Origin of the sequence: Levilactobacillus tujiorum (genome assembly GCF_012641185.1) — a bacterium.
Lineage (GTDB): Bacteria > Bacillota > Bacilli > Lactobacillales > Lactobacillaceae > Levilactobacillus > Levilactobacillus tujiorum.
Window position 1 is genome coordinate 1 of sequence record NZ_JAAXLK010000022.1, and the last position, 18716, is coordinate 18716.

Below are 18716 nucleotides of genomic sequence, written 5' to 3' on the forward strand. Positions count from 1 at the left end.
ACTTTCGTAGGATTGCAACGCGTTATGATAAGCTCGCTCATGTTTATCTGGCTACGGTTTACATTGCCTCAATTTGCATCTTACTTAAGTAGTTTTCAGACGGACCCTAATAAGGTGTCAAAAAAAGACCGAAAAAATTCGGTCTCTTCGGATCTTTACGAATCTTGTGTCTTCTCTACTGGACTGAATTAGTCAGCGTCCAGTTAATTCCACTAGTATAGTTCTCCTTGGATTGCATCGCATCTGCATCTAAATCAAGCAACAGACCTTGCTTGGCGGACCAATCCCCCGTTACATCTGTCGTTGGACTACTGCTATCTGCCGCATGCGTCAGCACGGTGGCCGCGGTATTTGATAGCGTCGTAGTCTGATTGCCATTCACATAAACGAGATTTCCGGCGAGTTGATTGCCATTCTTATCCACCAATGGCGAGGCCGTAGCCGTTAAATACCACGGGTTTCCACCCGTCCGTGTATCTTCCACCACAATGGACAAGTCGCTTGACCCAGCACGCGAAACCAGCTGTTGTGCCCCTGTCAATTGCGCCTGATAATTAACATTTCCGGTAACGGTTTTGAACTTAAGTTCACCCAGCGTGATGATGACTTCGCCGACGTTCGACAGTGCCCCCGTCGTCTTGTCCTCGGCCGTGAGATCCAAAATATTGGCCCCGGACTGAAGCTTGTCGGCCGGTACCGCAACGCTGAATTTTCCTGCTGCATCGCTGGTGGATAGGTCCGTGTCATCCAGATCCGTACTGTCATTCAAGGTGCCGTGAATAACTAAATTACTATTATTCACGGCATTAGCTGTGTCAGTAACCGTCCCAGTGACATCTACCGGTTTAGTCCCATCAGCTGAAATGCTGCTCTGATCGGTCGCCAAGTGCAATGTGGAAGGGACAATGGTAAAGCTCGGTATTGTTGTCGCTTGCACAACAGCGTTCGACCCCTTGAATGAACTGAGGGTCGAACTGACGTAAGTTGACTTCGTGACATCGTTAACCGTGCCCTTAAGTGTAATCTTCGCAGTCGAATTCGACTGATCCAACCCCTTCGCCAAGGTGATTCCTTTGCCCTGATTGATATTATCAATGTCTACAGCACCCAAGGTCGTGGATTCATTGTCACCGTAATCAATGGTCCCTTTGGTGATCGTCACCCCCTTTGGAATCTTCAGATTGGCTTGGATATCCGACCACGTTTCACTTCCACTCTCGTAGTTGGCATTGTATGTCAAGGTCACCGGCGAATGCGCACTAATCTTGTCACCAGTCGTCACATCTTTACCGTTGGCCGCTAAACTAGCCGTGGCTGAGGCGTTAACCAAGCCCGGAATCTCTTCAAACGCCACCATATTGGCTTCACTGTTAGCCCCAGTGGAGCCAGTGAACCCCCAAACGGCTTGACCTGTGTTGGCAGGATCAATAATGGCAGGGTCAATATTTACAGATTGCGTCTTACCCGTCTGACTGGCCCCAGTTGTGGGATTCTTATCATTGAACGTATAACTCATCTTAGCCGAAGTTGACCCCGACTGCGGTGTATAAACTAACGTTAAATGATGCCACATCCCATCCGCAAGAAAGTTATTATTGGTTCCTTTAATAGCCCCCAAATGGTTAAGTAAAATATAGCCACTCTTCGCAGTATATGACCCTGACTGTGCCGGATAATTCGAGGCAATATGTGGTCCATACAGACCATATGCATCAAAGGAAGACGCATCGCTCCCTGTCGTTGATTGGTTCATGAATGTATCAAACTCCAAGGCCCAACTATTTTGAATAGCTGTTTTAGCAACCGCATCCGTTGTCATATTGTTCTGATTCGCCACACCCCAAACACCTAGCGTCTCCCCATACGGTTCATGCCCACCAAAGTTTGGCGTGGCCGTATACGGACTTTGCGCATTTTGCAAGACGAGTGCCATCCCATCACCAGGCGTACCTTGTCCCGTATTAACCCCCTTAGAACCAAAGTTAAGCCACATCGATGCGACTTGTTTCTCATTTAATCTAAATTTAAAACTGGGAAATGACCAAATAGATCCCACTTGGGGAGACCCCGTCGTCAGCTCCACAACCTGAGTGTCGGGTGAAGCCAGATTCGTCCCGTCCACGACGTGTGCTTGGTTATTACTCGACGTTCCTGGTTGGAAGTATTTGCTCAATTCCAACCCCTGCGGAACCGTGTTCAATCCATTCGTAAGATCAGTTCCATCCGTGGCATGAGCTGTTTGCACACCACCTAATCCCCAGACTAGTGCCAGAGCCCCTACCACTAACCATACTTTTCTACTCATCCGCAGTTCCCTCGATTCTCTTGTTGCATTTATATTGCCATTTAATTAACTTGGCGCATTCAATATTATACTACTAAACAGACACCAAGAGAACGGTTCATGGGAGAAAACATTGATTAATCATAAACTGCTGCTGCAAGGCCCTTAACACTCATACCCAGATAATATTAGGCGTAAATAATTATCCATTATAAGGATTGTGTGAGGATAAAAATTGAACCATAAAAAAAGCACATGATCATCCAAAACGGATCACCATGTGCTTAAACTTCACCCTAATTACTTCTTAACCAGTACCGTTACGCTTTCCACATGTGGTGTTTGTGGGAATTGGTCAACGGGTTGGATTGGACCATCAATGTCATAGCCTAATTCTTGGAACCGAGCAACGTCACGAACCAAGGTTGCCGGGTTACAGCTAACGTAGACAACCTTCTTAGGTGCCATCTTAGCGGTAGCGTCGATTAAGCTTTCTGCCAGTCCCTTACGTGGTGGATCAACGACCACAACATCGGGCTTCAATCCGGCTTCTTGCCACTTAGCCATCTGGGATTCCGCCTTATCAACGGTAAAGTTGACGTTAGCCAAATGATTCTTTTGGGCGTTCACCTTGGCATCTTCAATGGCTTCGGGAACAATATCCACACCATAAACTTGCTTAGCATGCTTGGCTAAAGCCAATGAAATCGTTCCGATACCGCAGTAGGCGTCAATGACGGTCTCTTCACCAGTCAGTCCCGCTTTATCAATGGCCATTTGATATAACTTTTCCGTTTGCTGTGGGTTGACTTGGTAGAAGGACCGTGCGGAAATGGCAAACGTCAGCCCCAACAGACTGTCTTCAATCGTGGGCTTGCCATACAACGTCCGGGTCACGTTTCCCATGATCACGTTCGTCTTCTTCGCGTTAACGTTCAAGACAATACTCGTCACCTCGGGCAACGCCTGATGAATTTGATCAACCAGCTGAGCTTGGCTTGGCAGCTTCTGCGTCCGACTGATCAAAACAATCATCATTTCATGACTGTAGTAGCCTCGCCGCACCATAATGTTCCGGATGACACCCTTATCGCTAATTTCGTTGTAAGCAGGGATCTCAAATTGCCGTAAAATATCGCGAACTTTAACGATGGCAGCATCGATGGCTGGGTCTTGAATATAGAAATCCGTCAGCGGAATCAGGTCATGGCTGTGTTGACGATAGAAGCCCGTCTCTAGTTGTCCCTTGATCATCCGTACTGGAACTTGTGCCTTATTCCGATACTGCGTGGGATTGTCCATGCCTAAAGTTGGGGCCACTTCAACATCTTGATGCGCTTTACTAAATAATTCTGCGATTTGATGTTGCTTGAACTTGAGTTGCGCTGGGTAAGCCAAGTGCTGTAATGGCGCAATTCCAGTCTGCCGATAAGTCTTATCAACATCCTTCACCCGGTCTGCAGATTCCTTTTGCCATTCAATCACCCGCGCAAAGCCATAGTGACTCTGGACCTTCGTCACCTGAATCGTTAATTCTTCGCCAGGTAAGGCGTTCTCGATGAACAAGGGGAAATCTTCAACCTTAGCCACCCCCAAACCTTGGTAGGTCAGGTCTGAGATGGTGACGTTGAGTCGTTCATTTTTTGCTACTGGTGCTTTAATTTTCATGTGTACTCCTTAATGAGAAAGGGATTTTGCCCCTGAAAAATCCGTGCAAAATCCCTTCAGTATCTTAATCTTCCGTTGATTGTTCGCTTTCCGGCAAATTTTCAACTTGTTTAACAAAGCGTTGCTCAGCTTCCAAGACCTCTGGCGACTCACTCGTCACCGCTGAATCTGGAATAGCGTCTAGGTTCGCATACATTTCGATGTGCTGTCCCAAATTACGGAACTTCATCGGTGCATCGCCACCATACTCGCCATCTAGATTAATCATCATTCGATCTTCGACTGGCTTAGCAATCACCTTGCTGGTCTTTTTATAAATGATATGTGGATCGTTGATATGCTTCCCACCGTTTAAAACCAGTCCCATCAAGCGGAGAATTTCCGGCATGCTGGCGGTCTTTACGATGATCATCGTAAACTTTCCATCATCTAAAGCTGCATCTGGGACAATCTGCTCGAAGCCCCCAATTGAGTTGGTCAGTGCCAATAAAAACATCGAGGCTTTACCGCGAAAATGGCCGCCGTCATAGGTCAAGTCCATATCAATTGGTTTGATCCGTGGCAGCAACTCGGCTCCCTTTAACAAGTATGCCAAGTAGCCAAAGATCGACTTCAAATTCGATGGGACGTCGTAAGTTAACTCCGTCAGCAGGCCCCCACCGGCAATGTTAATAAAGTAGGCATCGCCAGCCTGGCCAATATCCATCTTGATTGTCTGATCCTTCAATACCACTTTCGCTGCCGCCAACGGATCTTCGCGCGGGATGTGTAAAGCCCGGGCATAATCATTCGTGGTACCGGCAGGAATAATGGCCATTTTAGGACGATGTGGTAATCCAGCAATCCCGTTCACAACTTGATTGATCGTTCCATCGCCGCCAGCAGCGACAATGAGCTCGAACCCAGCCTTAGCGACCCGTGTGGCCTCGTTTTGGGCCGAATTGGGATCGGCCGTGGTTGCAAAAGCACTCGTTTCGTACCCTGCCTGTTCGAACACCGCTAGAATGTCAATCAGGTCTTTCTTCAGCGCCTCACGACCTGAAGTTGGATTATAAATGACCCGTGCCCGTTTACGCATGATGTGCCTCCATAGTTCTATTGCTGTAATGCGGTCATTAACAGCTTGTTAACAACTTGCGGGTTAGCTTGCCCGTGTGTTTGCTTCATAATTTGACCAACCAAGAACCCAACGGCCCGTTTCTTACCGTTGTTGAAGTCTTCGATGGATTGCGGATTAGCTTGCAAAACATCATCGATGATTGGTTGTAATTTAGCTGGATCTGAGAGTTGAACTAACCCATGCTTCTCAACAAAGGCCTTAGGTTCTTCCCCATTGGTGATCGCCTTGAAGACTTTCTTAGCCATCTTGCTAGAGATCGTGCCGTCAGTGATCAAATTGATCATGCCAGCCAGATTAGCTGGGGTCAACTGCGTTGCTTGTAAATCAACATGGTTGTCGTTCAAGTAGGCGTTAACGTCCCCTTGCAGGTAGTTAGCTGCCATCTTAGGATCAGCCTTTAAGGCTACCGTAGCATCAAAGAAATCAGACATTTCCTTGGTCTGCGTGATAACCATGGCATCATAATCCGTTAAGCCCAACTCGTTGACGTAACGTTCCCGCCGCTTCGTTGGCATTTCTGGCATAGCATCATTAAGTTCCTTGATCCAGTCATCACTGATGTTCAGTGCTGGTAAATCTGGTTCTGGGAAGTAACGGTAATCATCCGCACCGGCCTTAACCCGCATCAAGATGGTCTCACCCGTCTTTTCGTCGAACCGCCGCGTTTCTTGTTGAACCGCGCCACCAGACATCAAGACTTGCTGTTGCCGTTTTTCTTCATACTCCAACCCACGCTGAACGTAGTTGAAGGAGTTCAAGTTCTTTAACTCAGTCTTCGTCCCGAACTTTTCTTGACCCACTGGCCGGACAGAAATGTTAACGTCGACCCGCATGGACCCTTCTTCCATCTTCACATCAGAAATCCCGGTGAATTGAATTCGTTGACGTAAGGCTTCCAAATAAGCGTATGCTTCAGCAGGTGACGCAATATCTGGCTTCGAGACAATTTCAATCAACGGTGTCCCTTGCCGGTTTAAATCGACGTAGGAGTAATCACGTTCATGGGTGTTCTTCCCGGCATCTTCTTCGATATGCATTTCGGAAATCCCGATCTTTTTCTTCACACCATCAACGTCAATTTCAACCCAGCCATCATGCCCGATTGGCTTGTCAGATTGTGTAATCTGGTAAGCCTTAGGGTTATCGGGGTAGAAATAATTCTTCCGGTCAAAGTGCGTATGCTTTTCAACCGTGGCATGGAGTGCCAATGCGGCAATGATCCCGTCAGCAACGACACCCTTGTTCGTGGTTGGCAGCACCCCGGGGTACCCCCAATCAATCACATTGGTATTGGCGTTAGGGTCTGCCCCGTACGCAACGGGAGATGGGCTAAAGATCTTTGAATTGGTCTTTAACTCAATGTGGACTTCCAGTCCAATTGTGGTTTCAAAGTTCATTAGTTTTGACCTCCTAACGTAGGCACTTGTAAATGAAAGTCGGTATTCTGTTCAAAGACGTACCCTGCTTTGTATAAGGTACTTTCGTCAAACGGCCGGCCAATCAATTGCATACCGACTGGTAGGTTATGACTGAAACCAGCAGGTAATGAAAGTCCTGGTAACCCTGCCAAGTTCACAGGAATCGTCAAGATATCGTTCATGTACATCGTAATTGGGTCTTGCAATTCAGCGCCTAAATCAAAGGCTGGCGTTGGCGCAACGGGCCCCATAATAAAGTCATGATCCTTTAAGACAGCCTTAAAGTCATTGATAATCACAGTACGTACCTTGGCAGCCTTCAAGAAGTAGGCATCATAGAAGCCAGCGGAAAGTGAGAAGGTTCCCAACATGATCCGGCGTTTAACTTCATCACCAAATCCTTCAGAACGCGACTTCACGTAAACGTCTTCCAGATTCTTAACGTCCTGAGCACGGTAACCATAACGAATCCCATCAAAACGCTGTAAGTTAGATGACGCTTCTGAGGACGCGATAATGTAGTAAGCGGCAACCCCATATTTATTATGTGGTAATGACACTTCGTCGACTGTCGCACCCAGCTTGCGGTAAGTATCCGCAGCGGCTAAGATTGCAGCCTTAACATCTGCATCCACACCATCTGCCAGGAATTCCTTAGGCAACCCAATGCGTAAGCCTTTGACACTAGCCGCATCGTTCAGGTCACGGGCAAAGTCAGGCACAGCTTGATCAGAACTCGTTAAGTCATGATCGTCATGACCAGCAATGGCACTTAAAATGGTGGCATTGTCCTTTACGCCACGCGTCAATGGCCCAATCTGATCCAAGCTAGACCCAAATGCAATCAAGCCCCAACGGGAAACGCGGCCATAGGTTGGCTTCATCCCCACAACGCCGTTAAATGACGCTGGTTGACGAATCGAACCACCAGTATCGGTCCCTAAAGCAGCAACCACTTGTCCAGAAGCCACCGCTGCTGCGGAACCACCGGAAGACCCACCAGGAACCTTGGTTTGATCCCAGGCATTCTTCGTTTGCTTGAATGCGGAGGTCTCAGTGGACCCACCCATGGCAAACTCATCTAGGTTGGTCTTCCCAACCGTAACCATTTGTGCGTCAGCTAACTTCTGGGTCGCCGTTGCATCATAGACTGGTTTGAAATTGGCTAAAATCTTTGAAGCCGCCGTGGTCGTTAGGCCCTTCGTCACGATGTTATCCTTGATGGCTACGGGAATCCCAGCCAACGGTTGATCGTCCTTAATCCCGGCCGCATCAATCTTAGCGGCTTGCTCTAACGCGGCATCTTCATTCAACGCGAGAAAAGCGTCAATCTTAGGATCAGTGGCTTTAATGTTGTCAAAAGTTGCTTGCGTTAATTCTTGCGAACTCATCTTCTTAGCCACTAAATCAGCGTGGAGACTGGCGAGATCTTGTTTGAAATAATTCATCAGTTAGTTATCCTCGCTTTCATCAATGATGGCTGGCACCTTAATAAAGCCGCGAGCAGCATCCGGTGCATTTTTGAGTAGCGCTTGGCTCTGTCCCCAGTTATCGGCAACATCTTCACGCATGACGTTCAATTGATCAGAAACACTGCTAGTCGCTTCAACATTATCCGTATCAACTTCGCTAAGTGTTTCAAACAGACCAATAATGTCATCCAATTGAGGCGTGAACGCGTCCAATTGGGCTTCCGTAAATTCAAGTTTTGCCAAACTGGCAACGTGTTGAACTTGGTCTCGATTAATTCGATTAGCCATCAATATCCCTCTTTCTTATTTATCCACATTTACCGTTTATCCCCGTCATTCCGAAAGATAAACACACAATAACATTCTACCATATATCCACGAAGCACCAAAGATTCTATGCGGGAAATTAGGTATTTTGAGCTGTTTTTTATGCACACTTGGACCCATCTAATCGTCGACGTCCCCAATTAACCAGCTTCTGCGTTCGTCTTCATCTCATCCCGTCTGAAAATGACGGTCGAGACTGCTGAAAGCCCATAGTAACAGTTTGAATCTGGCTTGACAACTCATTTCACCCCAGCAATAACTGCCATTGGTTATAAAATTGTGGGTATCTCGCATTTACCAACGCCAGATACCCACAACTTACCGATTATTTATCTTTAATAACTGTTAAAGACGTGACTCGTAAACTTCTTTTCTCCAGTAGACCGTGACAGGAAGCTTTGGACCCCGTCCGTTGAAGAGACTGTAATATCAATAGGCACTCCAGAAGGCAAGTACTTCTGTGCCGCCGTCTGTAAGTACTGCGTAAAGTTAATAATTTCCGTTTGGCTATAGAACTGAACGGTGATGTTAACGTGCATCCCCTGCAAGTTCTTGCCATTGTAACGGGCCTGTGCAGTGACCCCACTTAAGTTAGGGAAGAAGTTCTCTACCTGTGACTTGAAGTTCTTAAACGAACTTTCATCGTTACTGTTAGGACCGCTGGATCCACTTTCAATTGGGAAGACGTAGTTTCGATCGGCCAACGCCGTCCAATCCTTAATGCTGGTTGTGCCGGCTTTATTGTTGGAGTAAGCCATGAACGTGCCACCGACTAAGCTATCATTAGATGCCTGCCGGTAAACCGCGATGACGATAGGAACGTTCTTCAAGGCTGACTTTTTGCGCAAGCGTTGCAGAACAGTATTCGCAGCCTTCTTGGCATAAGCCTCACCATCGGCCTTACTGATCTTAGTCTCATACGTTGCACCGTACTGGGTCTTTTTGTAGTAATCTACAGAATTAACGGCAATCCCAATGGTGACCCCACCCAATGATAACTTATTATCCTTTTGCGTCATGTAATCCTGTTCTTCTAAGGCTTGAATATAGACTGGATTACGCTTAGTTGGTGAAGTCGACCCATTGCTGGTGGGGTTTAACCCATCTGGATTGGACTTGGATTTACGATCCAACCAGTCTTGAACGGTCGACGTACTGAGGTACTGGCCTTCTTGGAAGACGTATTTCTTCGTTGAGAAGACTTTCTTAGAGACGCTCAACATCCCATTCTCAAAGCTCTTCAAATTATACATATTCCCAGAATCCTGACTATTCGTCACTCCCCGCGATTTACTGGTCTGATAGTGGCCACTCTTAATGACCCCTTCATAATCTCCATCCGTCGCCTGTCCCGTCAGTTGTGTTCCCCCAGTTTTACCATTTCCAGAACCGGAAGACATACTGGAACTACCTAAATTACCACACGCAGCCAAAAATAACGGAACCGCAGCCAACGCGATAAAAGTTCGTAACCGTTTCACGACTTGTTTCCTCCTAAAGGTCATCATTTATTCTCATTCATTGCCGCCATGAGCTGAGCCTCATCCCAGACGGGAACATTCAGGCTCTGTGCCTTGGTGAGTTTGCTACCGGCTGCTTCGCCAGCGATTAACAGGTCGGTCTTCTTAGACACTGACCCTGTCACCGTAGCCCCGTGTTGCTCCAACCAAGCCGTGGCCTCTGGTCGCGTCAGCTGTTGTAACTTGCCCGTTAAGACAATCCGCTGACCGGCAAACTGGCCCTCGGTATCGACCGGAGTGGCCGCACCGCTGGTATAGGTTAAATTAACGCCCAGCTCATCCAGTTCCTGAATCAAATCCAGGACCTGATCACTACTAAAGTAGGTGACCACACTATCGGCAATAATACCACCAATCGTGTCAATTGCCGCAATTGACTCACTGTCGGCCGCCATCAAGCGATCAATGGACCCAAACTCGGCAGCAATGGACCGCGCTGCCTTAGCACCCACGTGACGGATGCCTAAGCCAAATAGCAAACGTTCTAATGAATTATTGCGACTATTATCGATTGCTGTCAAGAGGTTTTGGGCTGACTTCTCCCCAAATTTATCTAAAGTTAATAATTGGTCCGCGGTTAAACGATATAGACTGGCCACATTGGTCACTAACTGACGATCAAATAATTGTGCAACAATCTGCGGCCCTAATCCAGCAATATTCATCGCGTTTCGCGAAGCAAAGTGATTCATTCCCTCAGCAAGTTGCGCTGGACAATTAGGATTAATGCACCGCAATGCCACTTCTTCGTCCAGATGAACCAACTCCGCCCCACAAGACGGGCAGACCGTAGGCACAGGATACGGTTGGGCATCGGCCGGCCGTTTAGCTGCGACGTATTGCGAAATTTCGGGGATGATATCGCCCGCTTTGTGGAGGAGAACGGTGTCGCCTAGCCGAATGTCCTTGGCTTCCAAGTAATCTGGATTATGCAGGGAGGCACGGGCTACCGTACTCCCAGCTAACGCTACCGGCTCCATCACGGCCGTTGGCGTCACAATCCCAGTTCGTCCCACGGTCCACTCAATATCGAGCACCTTCGTCTGGACCTCTTCAGGAGGAAACTTGTACGCAATCGCCCACCGCGGAACTTTCACCGTAGCACCTAACGCCCGCTGCAACGGCAAAGGATTCGCCTTGATCACGATGCCATCAATACCATAAGGCAAATCTGATCGCTTATCCTGATACTGTTCGATGTAATTGCCGACCTCAGTCATATCATGTGCAACTTGATAACTGGGGTTGGTCGTAAAGCCCAGTTCCGCCAATTCATCAAGCAAGCCACTCTGTGTTCTGGTGTTTAACGGCTCGTAATCAGCGATGTTGTACATAAAGGTGGCTAGTTTCCGGTCAGCGGTTACTTGAACATCCAACTGACGTAGCGATCCAGCAGCAGCGTTGCGTGGGTTAGCAAATGGCGCCTTCCCCGCAGCCTCTCGTCGCTCGTTTAACGCTAGAAAAGCGGCTTTCGGCATGTAGCATTCTCCCCGAACGTCGATTGTTAACGGTCGACTCAACGTCTGTGGAATTGAAGGGATGGTTTTCAGATTGGCCGTAATGTCTTCACCAATCTGACCATTGCCCCGAGTGGACCCCTGCACAAATTCACCATTTTCATATCGCAGGGAGATGGCCAAGCCATCAATCTTCAGTTCACAATTATAGTCAAAATTCTCGTCCACGTTGGCACGCAGCCGGTCATCAAATTCACTGAGTTCCTCTAGTGAGAACACATCACCCAGCGATAGCATTGGAATATCATGGGTTACTTTAGGCAAGTCGCCCCGAGTGACCCCACCGACCCGCTGCGTGGGTGAATCCGCGGTGACAATCTCCGGAAAGGCGGTCTCTAAAGCAACTAGCCGCGCATAGGTCCGATCATACACATCATCTTCCACGGTCGGTGCATCAGCATCATAATATTCTTTCCCCCACTGAATGAGCTGGGGGCGCAATTCGGCTGCTTCAGTAGCAGCTTGCTTCTTAGTTAAAGTGTTAATGGGCTTATCCGTCATGTTATCCTCCCACGTTAACTTAATTAATCGACTCGTTTAATCGGTGCAAAGGCAGCTAATAGTCGCTTAACACCTTGTTCCGGAAAGGCAATGTCGAGCTCCGCGTCTTCGCCAGTTCCACTGACCTTGACGACGGTTCCCACACCCCATTTTTTGTGACTCGCCTTATCGCCAATGGTCCAGGCTACCTTACCAGCACCAGTACCCGTTGGTTCACTAATCCGGCCAGTCTTACCGTGGTAGGGTTTAGCCACCGCGCTTGCCGTGCGTCGTGCGAATGGCACATCACGGCGACTTGGCGTTAAGCCAGACTGACTCTCGCTATAATCCAAGTGCAGTAATTCTGGCGCAATTTCGGTAATGAATCGTGATTCCGGATTGTTTTGTCGCCGTCCATACAGCATTCGTGAATAGGCATTCGTTAAGTAAAGTTTCTGCTGTGCACGTGTGATGCCCACGTAAGCCAACCGGCGTTCTTCTTCCAGCTGGTCATCTTCAAGAAGTGCCCGGGATAATGGGAAGATGCCTTCTTCTAATCCCATCAAGAAGATAACTGGGAATTCCAGTCCCTTAGCCGCATGCAACGTCATCAAGGTGACCTCTGCCGGTTCTTCTTCCACATCATCTTGTGCAGACACTAAGGCAAGATCTGCTAAGAATTCGACCAGCCGATCGTCATTTTCATCATGATCTTCATTATCCCAAGAGTCATCAAACTTCTGAGTCACTGATAGAAATTCCTCAATGTTTTCAATCCGGGTTTCGGCTTCCAACGACTTAGAGGCCTTGAGGGCCGCCATATATCCCGTCTTATCCAACAATTGACTGGTAATATCTGAAACCGTGGCCGTCGCCGCCATGTCTTGAACCGCCTTAATAGTCAGTCCAAACTTCTCCATCGCATTGCGAATCCGAGCCCCCAGATTAGTGGCCAGGCTCACATTTTGCGTAGCTTCTAATTCAGTCCAGCCGTTAAAGTCCGCAAAGTCTCTTAGCTTGGTCAGACTGGTTGCCCCAATTCCACGTTTAGGTTCATTAATAATCCGCTCTAAACTCATTGAATCGGCTGGATTAGCGATCAGCGTTAAGTACGCCAAGACATCCCGAATTTCTTTACGATCGTAGAACTTGTGACCCCCCACCATCGTATAAGGAATGTTGGCCTTAACTAACGTTTCTTCAATGACCCGTGATTGAGCATTCGTCCGATATAGAATGGCAAAGTCCCCATAATCATGGTGGTTCTTTTCCCGTTCCTCTTGGATTTTGGCAACCACATAATGGGCTTCATCGTTTTCGTTCTGTCCCCGATAATAAGAAATCGGTTCTCCCTCAGCATTCTCAGTCCAAAGGTCCTTCTTCTTCCGGTTAACATTACGCTGAATGACATCATTGGCTGCCCGCAGAATGGTCTTCGTTGACCGATAGTTCTGCTCCAATAAGGTGACGTGCGCATCGGGATAGTCGTGCTCAAAGTTCAGAATATTTTCCATATTGGCACCACGCCACCCGTAAATACTCTGGTCACCATCCCCAACGACACATAGATTGTGGTACTTTTTAGCCAGCATATTAACCAGCATGTATTGCGCATCGTTAGTATCCTGGTATTCATCGACGTGAATGTACTGGAATTTATCTTGATAATGGGCTAAGACGTCCGCATTATCCTTAAATAATTTGATCGTCAGCATAATCAGATCATCAAAATCCATTGCCTGATTAGCCTGTAATTGTCGCTGATAACTTTCGTATACATCGGCAACCGTTGTCTCAAAGGGGTTACCCGCCGCCTCGCGCATCATCGCAGGTGTTTGCAAGGCGTTCTTGGCGTTCGAGATGGCCCCCAACACGGAACGGGGATCGAACTTCTTTACATCCAGATTTTGTTCCTGTAAAACCCGCTTGATTAACGTCCGTTGTTCTCCCGTGTCGGCAATCGTAAAGGCGCGGTTGTAGCCTAATTTATCCGCATCCCGACGCAACACCCGGACACATAACGCATGGAACGTAGAGACCCAAACATCATTACCATCCGGGCCCAACAACTTTGCCACTCGCTCCCGCATTTCCTTAGCGGCCTTGTTCGTAAAGGTAATGGCTAGGATCCGCCACGGCATGACATTATTATGCTCAATTAAGTAAGCCACCCGATGCGTTAGCACCCGCGTCTTACCACTACCGGCACCCGCCAATACTAGGAGTGGTCCCTCTGTCTGAAGGACGGCCTCCGTCTGCTTATCATTCATGCCAGTTAACAATTCTTCTCCTGCCACCGTGAACACAATCCTCTCTGTAGTTAGTCCTGACTATTATAGCAAAATTATAAAGGTTACGACACCGGTCATAACCAAAAACACCGCTAATCCGCAACGGTGCGTTGCTGCTTAACGCCCATTGAATTAGCCTAATAACGACGATTAAGCTAGCCTTTTAGTCGTACACATGTTCCCCTGATTATCTCTTTCTCATTCTAACAAAAGTTAAGGCCTGGGCCTACCCTTTTCCCTCAGTTTTCGAAAACTCTTATGACTTTCGTTATACCGGATCAAAATCCGCCCACAATAAAACTGCATCATCCCCAAAATTCGTTTCAAAGGGATAATGCAGTTGTCTAATCTGTTTTATGAAGCCGAGGTTGGCCCCTGTTCTTCCGGTACCGCAGCATCGTTGGACCAGATCCCCGTATCATCTAATTGATCAAGAATTGGGCGGATGTTATCGCCCTGCACGGAAATATGCCCCATAATATCGTCGGCTTCTTGGTGCTTCAAGTGATAGAAGGTAAACTGCCAGTTAGGCTTCAACTGCCACTGTGTCCGCATTGCTGGCAACTGTGCCGTGGTAAATGCAGCCGTCACAGCCGGTGTCAAAATCTTGGCAGACGCTAACGGCAAGCCCGCGATTGCCCGCAGGTGCTGATCGAATTCAGTCACATTGGCAGCAGCGTTGAAGACATAGCCGGTCTCACTCGGTGCTGGCACGATCTTCTTCACATAGATAGCGCCACTACTGGTTAGGTAGAATGATACCTCAAACACCCCAACATAGTTGACGTGCTTTGCCACTTCAGTAGCAATGCGTTGAATTTCACTGGCTACGGCATCATCAACCTGCGCAGGAACCCACGTGCGGACAGGCCGGTCGTCCACCGATTGGGTCTCCGTAATCGGAAAGGCCTGGCCGTTGCCATCTTGATCACGCGCAACCACGATGGCGTATTCCCGGTCATAGGCAATCTGTGATTCCAAAATGTAGGTTCCCCAGTCGAGCAACCCTGCCGCCTTGGCAATGTCCGTTTGTGTTTTAATGACCAATTCCCTTCCCCGTGACCATTCTTTTTGAATGGGCTTCAAGACACAGGGATAGCCAATTGAATTAATAGACTGGTAGACGTCATCTAAGTTGATGATCGTGGCGTAAGGGGCAATATTGACGTTTAACTGTTCAAAGAAAGCCCGTTCTAACAGTCGATCTTGCATCATTTCTAGCATATCAGAACCTTGTGGAATACGCGTGTATTGGGCTAGAAATTTTACAACGCTGGTGCTGACTTGATCGGAATCATACACAACTGCTGCACAGCTCTCAGCAAAATGCTGTAATTTATCACTATCTTTATTACTACCGACTGCTTTAAAGTCTGCGAGTTGCAATGCCTCGCTAGTCTCATCCGCGCCATACGCGCCAACTCGCAAGCCCATTTTGCGAGCCGTTGTTACCAGCATCGCAGCATTTGCACTGTTGCCAATCACCCCAATAGTATCTCCAGGATATAAGACCGTGTTCGCCAATTTGCTCCCTACTTTCTAACTCAATTTTAAATGAATAACGTTCAGTACATCTCAACACTTATTTTAAAGTTTGCGTGGTGAATAAACAAGCCAGGTGTTTAGTTAATCCGCGGCAAATTTGACCGTGTTATTCTCAAAGGCAGTGATGCTGGCCAAAGCCTCAAGCTGAATGCCGGCATCCGTGACCAATTTGTGTCCCTTTTGGAAACGTTTCTCAATCACCACACCAACACCGGCCACTTCAATCTGGGCCGTCCGGGCAATGTCCAGCAGGCCTTGAACGGCTTGACCATTTGCCAAGAAGTCATCAATAATTAAGACCCGGTCAGTATCATCAAGGAAGCGCCGATCAATTGAGATATCATTATTGACCTGCTTGGTGTACGAAAAGACCTTGGCCGTGTATAAATGATCCGTCAGTGTCAGGCTCTTATGCTTCCGTGCAAAGATTACCGGTACATTCAAGTGTAAGCCGGTTAAAACGGCTGGTGCAATCCCCGAAGACTCTACCGTCAAGATTTTGGTGATACCAGCGTCAGCAAACCGCCGCGCAAATTCAGCACCTAACTGGTCCATTAATTGTGGATCCACTTGGTGATTCAAAAAGTTATCGACCTTTAAGACGTTCCCAGGTAATACCGTCCCGTCTTGCCGGATTCGATCTTCTAAAAGTTTCATGTCAACGCGGCCTCCATTAAATTATTTGTCACGAAATTAATCTGTAGCCGGTTATCATCTAACCACTGTTAATGATCAACTCCGCGATAGGTTTGTTTACATTCTACCTGATTAAACCTTAAAATAACAACGCCCTACGCCGACATTTACCAACCCTTAACCTATCCACAATCCCAGCAGTTCCGCCAATACCGTCGTCAATGCTAAGATTGCTAGGTTTTTAACGGCCAAGATAAACGTCTGTTTTTTAACCTGGATCTTAAAAAAGGCCGCCACATTTTTGTAAATTAGTGGGATACTGATTAAGGACAGTAGTGACCAGCGGGGTAAGTCACCCAACATGACACTCGCTATCAATGCCAGGTAACCCACGACATAGAAGCTGGCAAACAGCCACAATGCCTTCCGCTTGCCCAAGTAATAAACGATGGTCTTCCGGTTTAGGTCAAGATCCTCCTGGGCGTCACAGATGTTATTAGCCAAGAGCAATGCCGCAATTGCGGCAACCGCGATTCCGGAGGCCAGCAACACACGGAGTAATAATAAGCCGGTGAACTGTCCCGTTTGATATAAGTTCAAGTAAACGGTAATCAACATGATGAGGTACCCCATCGTAAACCCGGCAAAAAACTCACCAGTTGGTGTCCCAGATAACGGTTGTGGGCCCCCAGCATACAGGTAGCCGACTAGAAAACAGAGGATTCCCATCACGAGTAGTGGCCACCCCGTCACCCAGACCAGATATAAGCCGATGCCCCCCGCAATCACCGCGAAACTAGCCATCAACACAAATACCTGCCGAATTCGCAGATGCTGGACACCAATGATATTCGTTTTCTTCTTCCATTCGGCAGCCTGATTGCCAGCTTTAGTGTAGTCCTGATAATTATCGTTGATGTCGACCGCCATGTTGAATAGCAGCATGGCAACAAAGAATAGCCCCGTTACTGACCAATTCACGTGCTGGAAGTTAGCCTGAACAAAGATCAGGCCTAACAAAAATGGCCATACGGAGGCAATCTTAGCTTTAATCTCTACAAGCTCTAAAAAAACACTGAGTGTCAATTTGATTCCCCCAATAATGAATTCTAGTTCGATGATAACCTTTATTTGACAACGTTTCCACATGTCGGTAAGATAAATTTTAACGTACATATAGTGAGGTGCAGTATGGATCGACAACTTTGGCGGCAATTTCCCCAGGTAGAACCGCAACTCGTCGCGCTACAAGATTATTTATTAGCCGCGATTCAGTTAGATAACCAACCCATCCACAATAAAATTTTAGCTTTATTAAACGCCGGCGGTAAGCTCTTGCGCCCCGGTTATTTTTACTTATTTGCCGCTTTTGGCAACCAAGCGTCCGCTGAACAGCTACAAGCAGGCGCCGCAGCTCTTGAAATTCTTCACGTCGGTACGCTCATTCACGATGACGTCATCGATGAATCGCCTACCCGTCGCGGGATTCGCACGATCCAAATGAAGTATGGCCAACGCAACGCCATTTACGCCGGTGATTTCATGTTCACCGCCTACTTCAACCAAGTGCTCAAATCCACGGCCAATCGAGCGCTGATTCAAGCCCATATTGATGCCATGCACCGTATTCTTCAGGGTGAATTACATCAAATGGCGCTCAACTACCAAGAAAATGTCAGCATTGACGCTTACCTCCAGGAAATTGCGGGTAAAACGGCTGAACTCTTCGCGCTGAGCTGCGAGCAAGGTGCACAACTCGCCGCAGCTCCCGCCGTCGTTACAGCGAATGCCCGTGCCATCGGCATTGCCATCGGGAGTGCCTACCAAATTCTTGACGATATTTTAGATTATGCTGGGGACCCCAAGAAGACGAAAAAGCCCGTTCTGGAAGACCTACGCTCTGGTGTTTACTCATTGCCGCTAATTCTGGCAATTCCACAGGCACCACACGACTTCCACCGCTTGTTGAAGAAGAAGCAGGCCATGACTACTGCCGATATAGCAGCCGTTCAAGCGCTGGTTGATCAACACGGTGGTGTGCCAGCTGCGCAACAATTGGCTCAGAAACTGACGGATCAGGCCTTGGCCTTGATCGCCCAGCTCCCTGCGAGCCAATCCCGCGATGATCTTAGCAAATTAACGACGATGCTGTTACGGCGTGACCACTAACGGTGACTTCACTATACCGGAGTTTTTGCCAAAAAGCGTGTCATATCTCCGACAACCGTAGATATCCTGCAAATTAACAATCATAGCAACTGTTCAGTAGACATCACAGTCCGATTGCTCAATCAATTAATGGCTAAAGACGATTGCGGACAGCTTTGCTTGCGATTCAGGGGGTCATTTCGTACCATGACAGTTGAGCCCAGCACTTAAATAAAGCATCACTTTCAACAATCGATGAAGCAAGCATCCGATCGCCAATCTATTTAAAA

General features: G+C 47.8%; 13 protein-coding genes and 1 pseudogene. 2 read left to right on the plus strand and 12 right to left on the minus strand.

The genetic code is table 11. The annotated features are described in order from the left end of the window. Positions 1–92 (plus strand): annotated as a pseudogene (locus HF569_RS10235) (IS5-like element ISLpl3 family transposase); the annotation flags it as partial. Positions 93–175: 83 nt separating this feature from the next. Here HF569_RS10235 and HF569_RS10240 read toward each other — a convergent pair. The 12 genes from HF569_RS10240 to HF569_RS10295 all read right to left on the minus strand — a co-directional run bounded on the left by HF569_RS10240 (position 176) and on the right by HF569_RS10295 (position 17364). Further along, positions 176–2305 (minus strand): L-type lectin family protein, encoded by a 2130-nt coding sequence (locus HF569_RS10240; protein WP_168902344.1) that lies wholly within the window; start codon positions 2303–2305, stop codon positions 176–178. Positions 2306–2584: 279 nt separating this feature from the next. Continuing rightward, a complete protein-coding gene (gene rlmD, locus HF569_RS10245; RefSeq protein WP_168902345.1) occupies positions 2585–3952 on the minus strand; it encodes a 23S rRNA (uracil(1939)-C(5))-methyltransferase RlmD in 1368 nt (455 codons plus the stop codon). A 64-nt stretch (positions 3953–4016) separates the two neighbouring features. After that, positions 4017–5030 (minus strand): diacylglycerol kinase, encoded by a 1014-nt coding sequence (locus HF569_RS10250; RefSeq protein ID WP_168848789.1) that lies wholly within the window; start codon positions 5028–5030, stop codon positions 4017–4019. A gap of 17 nt (positions 5031–5047) precedes the next feature. After that, positions 5048–6469, minus strand: coding sequence for an Asp-tRNA(Asn)/Glu-tRNA(Gln) amidotransferase subunit GatB (gatB, locus tag HF569_RS10255; protein ID WP_168902346.1), 1422 nt, complete (start codon positions 6467–6469; stop codon positions 5048–5050). Beyond that, complete coding sequence (gene gatA, locus HF569_RS10260; protein WP_168902347.1) at positions 6469–7938, minus strand: Asp-tRNA(Asn)/Glu-tRNA(Gln) amidotransferase subunit GatA; 1470 nt, start codon at positions 7936–7938, stop codon at positions 6469–6471. The genes gatB and gatA overlap by 1 nt, the downstream gene beginning before the upstream one ends. A 3-nt stretch (positions 7939–7941) precedes the next feature. Next, positions 7942–8250 (minus strand): Asp-tRNA(Asn)/Glu-tRNA(Gln) amidotransferase subunit GatC, encoded by a 309-nt coding sequence (gene gatC, locus HF569_RS10265; protein WP_168848786.1) that lies wholly within the window; start codon positions 8248–8250, stop codon positions 7942–7944. A 374-nt stretch (positions 8251–8624) separates the two neighbouring features. Next, positions 8625–9794, minus strand: a complete 1170-nt coding sequence (locus tag HF569_RS10270; RefSeq protein ID WP_168902374.1) for a CamS family sex pheromone protein — start codon at positions 9792–9794, stop codon at positions 8625–8627. Next, on the minus strand, positions 9794–11827 hold the full coding sequence (gene ligA / locus HF569_RS10275) for an NAD-dependent DNA ligase LigA (RefSeq protein WP_168902348.1): 2034 nt from the start codon (positions 11825–11827) through the stop codon (positions 9794–9796). Before ligA ends, HF569_RS10270 begins: the two co-directional genes overlap by 1 nt. Positions 11828–11850: 23 nt before the next feature. Further along, on the minus strand, positions 11851–14103 hold the full coding sequence (pcrA, locus tag HF569_RS10280) for a DNA helicase PcrA (RefSeq protein ID WP_168848784.1): 2253 nt from the start codon (positions 14101–14103) through the stop codon (positions 11851–11853). Positions 14104–14451: 348 nt separating this feature from the next. Next, entirely contained in the window at positions 14452–15621 is a 1170-nt protein-coding gene (locus tag HF569_RS10285) for an ATP-grasp domain-containing protein (protein WP_168902349.1), read from the minus strand. A 102-nt stretch (positions 15622–15723) separates the two neighbouring features. Beyond that, positions 15724–16299 (minus strand): xanthine phosphoribosyltransferase, encoded by a 576-nt coding sequence (locus tag HF569_RS10290; protein WP_168902350.1) that lies wholly within the window; start codon positions 16297–16299, stop codon positions 15724–15726. A gap of 156 nt (positions 16300–16455) precedes the next feature. Next, positions 16456–17364: a 1,4-dihydroxy-2-naphthoate polyprenyltransferase gene (locus HF569_RS10295; RefSeq protein WP_168902351.1), complete on the minus strand. Its 909-nt coding sequence runs from the start codon at positions 17362–17364 to the stop codon at positions 16456–16458. 105 nt (positions 17365–17469) lie between these two features. Between HF569_RS10295 and HF569_RS10300 the strand changes: the two genes are divergently transcribed. Beyond that, positions 17470–18447 carry a polyprenyl synthetase family protein gene (locus HF569_RS10300; protein WP_168902352.1) on the plus strand — a complete coding sequence of 326 codons (978 nt, stop codon included), beginning with the start codon at positions 17470–17472 and terminating at the stop codon, positions 18445–18447. Positions 18448–18716: the final 269 nt, after the last annotated feature.

Bases quoted from the DNA above. Each gene is read 5' to 3' on its own strand.
- HF569_RS10240 (WP_168902344.1), bottom strand. From the start codon at position 2,305: ATGAGTAGAAAAGTATGGTTAGTGGTAGGGGCTCTGGCACTAGTCTGG.
- rlmD (WP_168902345.1), bottom strand. From the start codon at position 3,952: ATGAAAATTAAAGCACCAGTAGCAAAAAATGAACGACTCAACGTCACC.
- HF569_RS10250 (WP_168848789.1), bottom strand. From the start codon at position 5,030: ATGCGTAAACGGGCACGGGTCATTTATAATCCAACTTCAGGTCGTGAG.
- gatB (WP_168902346.1), bottom strand. From the start codon at position 6,469: ATGAACTTTGAAACCACAATTGGACTGGAAGTCCACATTGAGTTAAAG.
- gatA (WP_168902347.1), bottom strand. From the start codon at position 7,938: ATGAATTATTTCAAACAAGATCTCGCCAGTCTCCACGCTGATTTAGTG.
- gatC (WP_168848786.1), bottom strand. From the start codon at position 8,250: ATGGCTAATCGAATTAATCGAGACCAAGTTCAACACGTTGCCAGTTTG.
- HF569_RS10270 (WP_168902374.1), bottom strand. From the start codon at position 9,794: ATGACCTTTAGGAGGAAACAAGTCGTGAAACGGTTACGAACTTTTATC.
- ligA (WP_168902348.1), bottom strand. From the start codon at position 11,827: ATGACGGATAAGCCCATTAACACTTTAACTAAGAAGCAAGCTGCTACT.
- HF569_RS10290 (WP_168902350.1), bottom strand. From the start codon at position 16,299: ATGAAACTTTTAGAAGATCGAATCCGGCAAGACGGGACGGTATTACCT.
- HF569_RS10300 (WP_168902352.1), top strand. From the start codon at position 17,470: ATGGATCGACAACTTTGGCGGCAATTTCCCCAGGTAGAACCGCAACTC.